Source organism: Pedobacter sp. 01N416 (genome assembly GCF_056399685.1).
On record NZ_JBFTRT010000206.1, the window covers coordinates 1 to 8,518 of the forward strand.

The window sequence follows — 8,518 nt, forward strand, 5'->3', positions numbered from 1 at the left end:
CTCTCTAAAGAATCTCTTGAGAACCTGAACAAAAAGGAAGAATTGGCCAAAAAGCTGTTCATGAGCCAGGGTATTACCTTTACGGTATACGATAGCGGCGAAGGGATCGAAAAAATCTTTCCTTTTGATATTATCCCAAGAATTATCACTTCAACAGAGTGGAGTTTTATAGAAAAAGGAATAAAACAACGCCTAAAAGCGCTGAATCTTTTCTTAAAAGACATTTATAGTAATCAATTTATCTTAAAAGACCAGATTGTACCTATAAATGTAATTTATTCTTGTCCGCATTTTTTAAGAGAGATGCACAATGTAAACGTATTACATGATATCTATATCCATATTGCCGGAATAGACCTGATAAGAGATCATGACGGAACATTTTATGTGTTAGAAGACAACCTGCGCACACCTTCAGGGGTGAGCTATATGCTCGAGAACAGGGAAATTACCAAAAGGTTATTCCCCGACCTTATTCCGCAGTGCGGCGTAAGAAGTGTAACCGAATACCCTGCCATATTGTATAAAAATTTAATGAGCCTCTCTCCCAGAGCTGTTTCTAACCCAACAATTGTACTGTTGAGCCCGGGCATGTATAATTCTGCGTACTACGAACACACTACCCTGGCCCGCTTAATGGGAGTAGAACTGGTAGAGGGACGTGATCTGGTGGTTAAAAACCAAAAGGTGTTTATGAAAACCACCACTGGCCTGCAGCAGGTTGATGTGATTTATCGCCGTGTAGATGACGACTATCTTGATCCACTGGTTTTTAATCCGAACAGCGTACTGGGCGTTGCAGGCCTAATGGGTGCCTATCGCAAAGGTAATGTAGCCATTATTAATGCAATAGGCAATGGCGTAGCCGACGACAAAGCCGTTTATACTTATGTACCAGATATGATCAGGTACTACCTGAACGAAGAACCCATACTCAAGAATGTACCCACCTACCAGCTCAGCAATAAAGATGAACTCGATTATGTTTTTGCAAACATCAATACGATGGTAATTAAAAAAACCAATGGAAGTGGTGGATATGGCATGTTAATGGGGCACGCTGCCAGCGAGCAGGAAACAGACGAATACAAAATCGAAGTATTGAAAGATCCACGCAATTTTATTGCCCAGCCTACCATAAGCCTATCTTCTGCCCCCTGTTTTATCAACGGAAAACTGGCTCCACGCAGAATCGATCTTCGCCCTTTCGCTTTAAACGGACCAGATGGCATTTCAATTGTGCCGGGCGGCTTAACCAGGGTAGCTTTAAAAGAAGGTTCGCTGGTCGTAAACAGCTCGCAGGGTGGCGGCAGTAAAGATACATRGGTTTTAACTTCTTAGAATACAGAATATGTTAAGTAGAGTTGCATCAAGCTTATATTGGCTAAGCAGATATGTTGAGCGCAGCGATGGTATGCTGCGCATGTTAAAAACAAATTATGCTTCCTCACAAGATACCATACAGGAATTTACCTGGAAGCCCGTAATCAGGATTTTTTCATCAGATGACGAAAATGAATTATTGAATATCCAGCACGATAGCCGTGCCGTGATAGAATACCTATTGTTGAATCGCGAGAATCAAAATTCAATTTTAAACATCGTTACCCTGGCCCGGGAAAATGCACGGAGTGTTCAGGAACACATCCCTAAAGATTTATGGCAGTGTTTAAACGAATATTACCATGCGGTAAAAGATGAAAAATTACTGTGGTACGTACAGAAGGATGATCCTGTTACGGCCTTGGATGTTTTGATTAAACAGGTAATGTTATATAACGGAACTGCCGACAGTGTGATGGAGCGTGGAGAAAGCAGAAGTTTTATGAATATTGGCAAACACCTCGAGAGAAGCATACAGTCAGTCGATATTCTCGACATTAAATTCAGCTCGATAAGCAGCAACCCAGATCTGCTCACGGATATATCCTACTGGAAACATTTATTGCTATCATTAGGCGGTTATGAGCTATATCTAAAAACTTACAGGCAAGGTTTCGATGCAAAAAACATCATCGAATTAGTGATGCTCAACAATGATTTTCCACGGTCGGTACTGTACGCCATGAACAATATTGAAAGGTATTTTAACCGGTTAAAGAGCGAAAGCAATATCGAACATTACAATAACTTATCTTTTAAAATAGGGCGTTTAAAAAGTATGATTACCTATAGCTCGGTAAATACCATGAACGAAGAGCAGTTGCATCATTACCTTACAGAAATCAGAGCTGAACTTTTCGGCATCGGAAACCTGCTAAATGAATATTATTTCGCAAATTCATAAATAGTTTTTTAACCACAGATAGACATGATTAACACAGATACTATTTCCTTTATTGATTTTTCATCTGTGTTTATCCTTTTTATCTGTGGTAACCTATAATAATAAAAACCAATATGCCAATTTTCAAAATCAAACATATCACCAATTATAAATACGAATTACCTGTTCGGGACAGTGCAAATCAGATTATTTTATTTCCGATCAAGGATGATTTTCAAAAGGTGGTTAAACACGACCTGAATATCTCCGGAAGCCCGGAAATTGAAATTTTTATCGATTACTATGGCAATGAAGTAGGCACATTTACCCAAAATGAGCCCCATACACAGCTGAAAATTTTTTCCAAAGTAAGTGTAGAAACCTTCCCGAAGCCATTGCCGCAAGACGATATGTTTAGCAGCGAGCAGTGGAACAGTTTAAACGTCCTAAAATTTGAAGTGCCGTACATAGATTACTTGCGACAAGAAAGTTTCGAGGGCATTAGCCAACTGAAAGAAACAGCGCTGAAGATTAAAGATGCTGAAGACACCCCCTATCAAACCGCGATAAAATACTGTGCCGATGTTTTCCATAATTTCGAATACATTAAAGGTGTAACCGCAGTTGATACMACCATAGATGAAATTTTAAAACTTAGAGCAGGTGTTTGCCAGGATTTTGCGCATGTATTAACAGCCATGTTGCGTTTAACCGGGATTCCGGCCAGGTACGTGAGCGGTTACATCTGTCCCAATAGAGATGGTATGCGGGGTGAAGGCGCAACGCATGCCTGGGCCGAGGCATATTTACCCGAGTATGGCTGGCTGGGCTTAGACCCCACCAATAACTGCATTGCCAACGAAAACCATGTGCGCCTGGCAGTAGGTCGAAATTTTACTGATTGCTCTCCTGTAAAAGGGGTTTACAAAGGTGGTTTCGAGCATATTATGGAAGTTAACGTATCAGTTGGTTATAATGATGAAGATTTTAATGATAACGAAACTTATTTTCAGCCAAAAGAAGTGAATTATACTAAACCATCTGGAACAATAACCACAGCAAGAACACAAAACAGCTATCAACAATATATGGAAGCCATCCAGCAACAACAGCAGCAACAACAACAGTAGGCTTTTGCAGTTAACAGTCCGCAATTATCAGTTAGCAAATCCCTCACGCTAAAAAACTGAAAACTGTATACTAAAAACTGCCAACTGATAAAGTTTTTTTCTAAATTTGCGCCTTTTACAAATAACAATATGATTAAGAGACAGCAAATTAAAGATTTATTAAAGTCGACAGCATTTGACACAGAAGTAACGGTTATGGGATGGGTTAGAACTTTCCGTAATAATCAGTTTATTGCATTAAATGACGGGTCTTGCATGAGCAATATCCAGGTTGTGATCGATTTTAATAATTTACCTGATGAGCTGTTAAAAAGAATAACTACCGGTGCGGCCATTTCTGCGACAGGTAAATTGATCGAATCGCTTGGTAAAGGACAAACCGTTGAGATTAAGGCAACAACCCTAGAAATCTTGGGTGATAGTGATCCTGAAAAGTTTCCATTACAACCAAAAAAACACAGTTTAGAGTTTTTACGCGAGATTGCACACTTGCGTTTCCGTACCAATACTTTTAATGCTGTTTTTAAGGTTCGTCATGCTTTGGCTTTTGCCATTCACCAATTCTACAACGAACGTGGTTTCGTATACATGCACACGCCTGTAATTACCGCAAGTGATGCAGAAGGTGCCGGCGAAATGTTTAAGGTAACTACTTTAGATTTCGACAATACACCACGTACAGACGATGGTAAAGTAGATTTCTCGCAAGATTTCTTTGCCCGTGCAACCAACTTAACCGTATCGGGTCAATTAGAAGGCGAGTTAGCGGCAATGGCTTTCGGACAGATTTATACTTTCGGCCCGACTTTTAGGGCAGAAAACTCAAATACTACACGTCACCTGGCCGAATTCTGGATGATTGAGCCAGAAGTTGCATTTGCCGATTTAGAAGATAACATGCAGCTTGCAGAAGATATGATGAAGTATGTAATTAAATATGCTTTAGATAACTGCAAGGATGAATTAGAATTCTTAAACACACGTTTGGCCGAAGAGGACAAACAAAAACCGCAGAACGAGCGCAGCGAATTTAGCTTGTTAGAGAAATTGGACTTCTGCCTGGCCAACGAATTTGAGCGTTTAACCTATACGGAGGCGATCAGGATTTTAAAATCTTCTAAACCAAACCAGAAGAAACAATTTAAATACCTGATTGATGAGTGGGGTGCGGATTTACAAAGTGAGCACGAACGTTACTTAGTAGAAAAACATTTTAAAAAACCGGTAATTTTAACGGATTACCCTGCTGATATTAAATCGTTCTACATGCGCCAGAATGAACCAGATGCTGAAGGCAGACAAACTGTTGCAGCGATGGATATCTTATTCCCTGGTATTGGCGAAATGATTGGCGGATCGCAACGTGAGGAACGCTTAGACCGTTTAACTAAACGTATGGAAGATTTAAACATTCCACAGGAAGAACTTTGGTGGTATTTAGATACCCGCCGCTTTGGATCAGCTCCGCACTCGGGTTTTGGCTTAGGTTTCGAACGTTTGGTATTGTTTGTAACCGGAATGACCAACATCCGCGATGTAATTGCTTTCCCAAGATTCCCGAAAAATGCAGAATTTTAGAAGGGTTTAGGGTTTAGGGTTTAGGGTTTAGGAAAAACAAATAGCCAATTACCAAAGGAGTCAAGTTTTTAAAAACTTGACTCCTTTTTTTGCATTATTAAGACCCTGAGATAAACCCGATAACTATCGGGTCAGGGTGACGATCGAGGGAACGAATCCGTCATACTGAACTTGTTTCAGTATCTATCATGCTAGCTTGTTATYATTTAAGMCCCTGAAATRAATKCAGGGTGACGGATCKAGGGRACAAATCCCGTCATACTGAACTTGTTTCAGTATCTATCATGCTAGCTTGTTATCATTAAGCCCCTGAAATGAATTCAGGGTGACGGATCTAGGGCACAAATCCGTCATACTGAACTTGTTTCAGTATCTATCCTGCAGCTTGTTATTATTAAGACCCTGAGATAAATTCAGAGTAAAGGCCTAGATGTGAGCACAACCGAATTAATGTACGCTAAACAAATCGAGGGTTTTGAACAACCGTCCCATCGGGACGCTTCCTGGGTAGCCAATTGTTTAATTGGCGTTTTCGTTCCGTAGGAACGTTTGGTGATTCACCCGTTAATACCCCTTCATTACTTGCCACCTAAACCTGATTGACGCGGATGCCGATTTTTCATCGGCAGAAGCAAAAAGCAGGACTGAACAAACCTAAACACCACTGCCCCTGCTTTCCAAAAAACTAATGAGTTGCCATATGCTAGACTTCCGAAGTTCTGCCGACGCTTAGCCTCTTTTTAAACTTCGTAAGTCATCTCTCGCTGTTATCGCCCATCATCATGCATGCTGTCACCATACGGATTGGCATGTGCATAATCTACCGCCGAAACCTTATAATCGGTTGGGGCAAAACTGGCCGAAGTGCTCAGCGCCATGCCCAGTTCGTAACGGGTTGGGTAAGGCGTTTTTAACAAGCTACCTGCCGGGATATATGGAAAACTCTCTAAATAACTCTGCATTACACTCGGACTTACCCGCCTGTTGATATACGCCCTGCTTAACTGATGCGTTTCTCTTAAACCCGCAGCCCCCAATAGCTCTACAGCACTTGCTACGGTTAGGTTATGGAAGTTTTTAACCCGAACGGTTTTATCTTCTACTACAAGGCCTTTCATTAAACTCTGGTCTTGCGTAGCCACGCCTGTTGGACAGGTATTGCTGTTACATTCTAATGCCTGGATACAGCCTAAAGCGAACATCATTCCGCGGGCAGCATTACACATATCGGCACCAAGGGCGATATTTTTAACCAGATCGAAACCTGTTGCCACTTTGCCCGAGGCGATAATTTTAATGTGTTTTTTCAGATCAAAACCATTCAAAACATCGTACACAAAAGCCACACCTTCGCGCAAAGGCATACCTACCGAATTCGAAAATTCCTGTGGAGCAGCACCCGTTCCGCCTTCGCCACCATCAACGGTAATAAAATCAGGATAAATACCTGTTTCTACCATGGCTTTACAAATGGCGTAAAATTCGCTTTTACGGCCGATACAAAGCTTAAATCCTACTGGTTTACCTTCCGATAAATCGCGGAGTTTCTTCACAAACTCCAACAAACCGATCGGCGTATTAAATACCGAGTGAGCAGGTGGCGACAATACATCTTTACCTTCGGGCACTAAACGGATTCTGGCTACCTCTGGTGTTACCTTTTTGGCGGGCAGCATACCACCGTGACCAGGTTTAGCACCTTGCGAAAGTTTAATCTCGATCATTTTTACCTGGTCGGTTTTTGCCCTTTCGGCGTAAGCATCGTAATTAAAGGTACCATCGGCATTGCGGCAACCGAAATAACCGGTACCAATCTGCCAGATTAAATCGCCTCCGGGCTGACGGTGATAATCGCTGATTCCACCTTCGCCGGTATTGTGTGCAAAGTTGCCCATTTTAGCACCACCGTTTAAAGCCAGAATTGCATTCTGACTTAATGAGCCAAAACTCATGGCCGATATATTATAAATACTCGCAGAGTAAGGTTTCTTACAATCCGGACCACCAACCATAACGCGTGGATCCAGGTTTAATTCGTGGTGAGAAATGGCCGCAATACTATGGCTTAACCATTCATAGCCGTTATCGTAAACATTTAACTGCGTTCCGAATGGAATGGTATCGTTATCTTTTTTAGCGCGTTGATAGATTAATGAGCGGTTTAACCTGCTGTAAGGCGTACCGTTCGTATCGCTCTCTACAAAATACTGGTAAACTTTCGGCCTCAATTCTTCCATAAAATACCTTAAACGGCCAAAAACCGGGTAATTCCTTACAATACTATGCTTGGGCTGATATAAATCGTAAATACCAAGAATTACAAAAGGACCAGTGAAGATGAATGTCCACCATAAAAAGGGATGGTAAAGGCCCAGCATAATGGTTAGGGCAATTAAAAATGCAGCAATTGCGACAAAAGCTTTTCTCATGTTGTTATTGTTAAGTATGATACCTGCACTGTAGGAGGATAATTTTGTTATCTTCTACTTTGTAAACAAGTCTATGTTCTAAATTAATCCTCCTCGACCACCATCCAGAATATTGATGTTTTAGTGGCTCAGGTTTTCCGGTACCTTCAAAAGGTGTGCGTTCGATTTCTTTTATCAAGGCATTTATTTTCTTCAGAACCGATTTATCAACCGATTGCCAATAGAGATAATCCTCCCATGCACCATCGAGAAACAATTTAATCATTATCGATCAAGTCTTGCTCCTTGGCTAAACCATTCTCATAATCTTTTAGTCCCTGATCAAGCCTAATTGCATTTTTTGGGCTTTTTAACAAATAAAAAGTTTCCTGCATACTATCATAATCTGCTTTAGATAGCACAACAACATCTTCTCCTTTTGCCCGGGTAACAAATAAGGGGGTATGGTTCGTAAAAACCTTATCTAAATAAGACTTTAAACTTTGCCTGAATGAGGTATAATTTGTGATTTCCATATTAATGTTAATAATCTTCAAAATTAAAGATAATAAAAAAACTGTACAATTATTTGTACCCTTTTACCTTTATTTTTAATGCGAACAACAACGTACCCAAATTATTAAGTTCCAATAAAAAAACGGTGGGTATCCGTGTGCCCGATAACAATATTGCCCGTTGCATTGTAAAAGAATTGGGTAACCCCATCCTATCTAGTTCCATAAAGGATGATGATGATGTAATTGAGTATTCTACGGATCCGGAATTGATTCATGAAAAATACGAAGACCTGGTCGATCTGGTAATCGACGGTGGTTACGGCGATAATGATGCCTCTACCGTAATCGATTGTACCACCGGCGAGTTTGAAGTGATCCGTGAAGGCAAAGGAAATATTGAAGAGTATTTGTAACGATTCCCGCCTGCGCGGAATGACAATCGTATTATAGCGAGCGCCTTAAACCCCTATCCGCTTATCGGCACCTTTCCCCTGAAAGGGAAAGGGCTAAAAGACAAATTATCGCGCCCTGCAATGTGCGCTAGGCGATCTGCACCCTGCTATCGGCCTAGGAAATGATGGAAGGAGAAGCAGTTGAAACTTGTGCACAATCTTTCCC

Annotated in this window: 7 protein-coding genes and 1 pseudogene; 5 read left to right on the forward strand and 3 right to left on the reverse strand. The window is 41.0% G+C overall.

The window, feature by feature from the left end; genetic code table 11:
* The 4 genes from AC1DND_RS13080 to asnS all read left to right on the forward strand — a co-directional run.
* Positions 1 to 1,341: circularly permuted type 2 ATP-grasp protein (locus AC1DND_RS13080; protein ID WP_477582178.1), on the forward strand; the 1,341-nt coding region annotated here is incomplete at its 5' end.
* 10 nt (positions 1,342 to 1,351) lie between these two features.
* Positions 1,352 to 2,287 (forward strand): alpha-E domain-containing protein, encoded by a 936-nt coding sequence (locus AC1DND_RS13085; RefSeq protein WP_029275817.1) that lies wholly within the window; start codon positions 1,352 to 1,354, stop codon positions 2,285 to 2,287.
* Between the two features lie 113 nt (positions 2,288 to 2,400).
* Complete coding sequence (locus AC1DND_RS13090; protein WP_029275818.1) at positions 2,401 to 3,396, forward strand: transglutaminase family protein; 996 nt, start codon at positions 2,401 to 2,403, stop codon at positions 3,394 to 3,396.
* Between the two features lie 129 nt (positions 3,397 to 3,525).
* Positions 3,526 to 4,974, forward strand: coding sequence for an asparagine--tRNA ligase (gene asnS / locus AC1DND_RS13095; RefSeq protein WP_477582180.1), 1,449 nt, complete (start codon positions 3,526 to 3,528; stop codon positions 4,972 to 4,974).
* Positions 4,975 to 5,741: 767 nt separating this feature from the next.
* Here asnS and AC1DND_RS13100 read toward each other — a convergent pair.
* The 3 genes from AC1DND_RS13100 to AC1DND_RS13110 are packed head-to-tail and all read right to left on the reverse strand — an operon-like array spanning position 5,742 to position 7,918.
* Entirely contained in the window at positions 5,742 to 7,403 is a 1,662-nt protein-coding gene (locus tag AC1DND_RS13100; RefSeq protein ID WP_477582181.1) for an FMN-binding glutamate synthase family protein, read from the reverse strand.
* Positions 7,404 to 7,413: 10 nt separating this feature from the next.
* Positions 7,414 to 7,668 carry a Txe/YoeB family addiction module toxin gene (locus AC1DND_RS13105; protein ID WP_029275821.1) on the reverse strand — a complete coding sequence of 85 codons (255 nt, stop codon included), beginning with the start codon at positions 7,666 to 7,668 and terminating at the stop codon, positions 7,414 to 7,416.
* Positions 7,661 to 7,918 (reverse strand): type II toxin-antitoxin system prevent-host-death family antitoxin, encoded by a 258-nt coding sequence (locus tag AC1DND_RS13110; protein WP_116253226.1) that lies wholly within the window; start codon positions 7,916 to 7,918, stop codon positions 7,661 to 7,663. The genes AC1DND_RS13105 and AC1DND_RS13110 overlap by 8 nt, the downstream gene beginning before the upstream one ends.
* 59 nt (positions 7,919 to 7,977) lie before the next feature.
* On the opposite strand from AC1DND_RS13110, the pseudogene AC1DND_RS13115 reads away from it, so the two are divergent.
* Positions 7,978 to 8,313: pseudogene (locus AC1DND_RS13115) on the forward strand (L-threonylcarbamoyladenylate synthase); the annotation flags it as partial.
* Positions 8,314 to 8,518 lie beyond the last annotated feature (205 nt).

Bases quoted from the DNA above. Each gene is read 5' to 3' on its own strand.
- AC1DND_RS13105 (WP_029275821.1), bottom strand. From the start codon at position 7,668: ATGATTAAATTGTTTCTCGATGGTGCATGGGAGGATTATCTCTATTGG.
- AC1DND_RS13085 (WP_029275817.1), top strand. From the start codon at position 1,352: ATGTTAAGTAGAGTTGCATCAAGCTTATATTGGCTAAGCAGATATGTT.
- AC1DND_RS13100 (WP_477582181.1), bottom strand. From the start codon at position 7,403: ATGAGAAAAGCTTTTGTCGCAATTGCTGCATTTTTAATTGCCCTAACC.
- AC1DND_RS13110 (WP_116253226.1), bottom strand. From the start codon at position 7,918: ATGGAAATCACAAATTATACCTCATTCAGGCAAAGTTTAAAGTCTTAT.
- asnS (WP_477582180.1), top strand. From the start codon at position 3,526: ATGATTAAGAGACAGCAAATTAAAGATTTATTAAAGTCGACAGCATTT.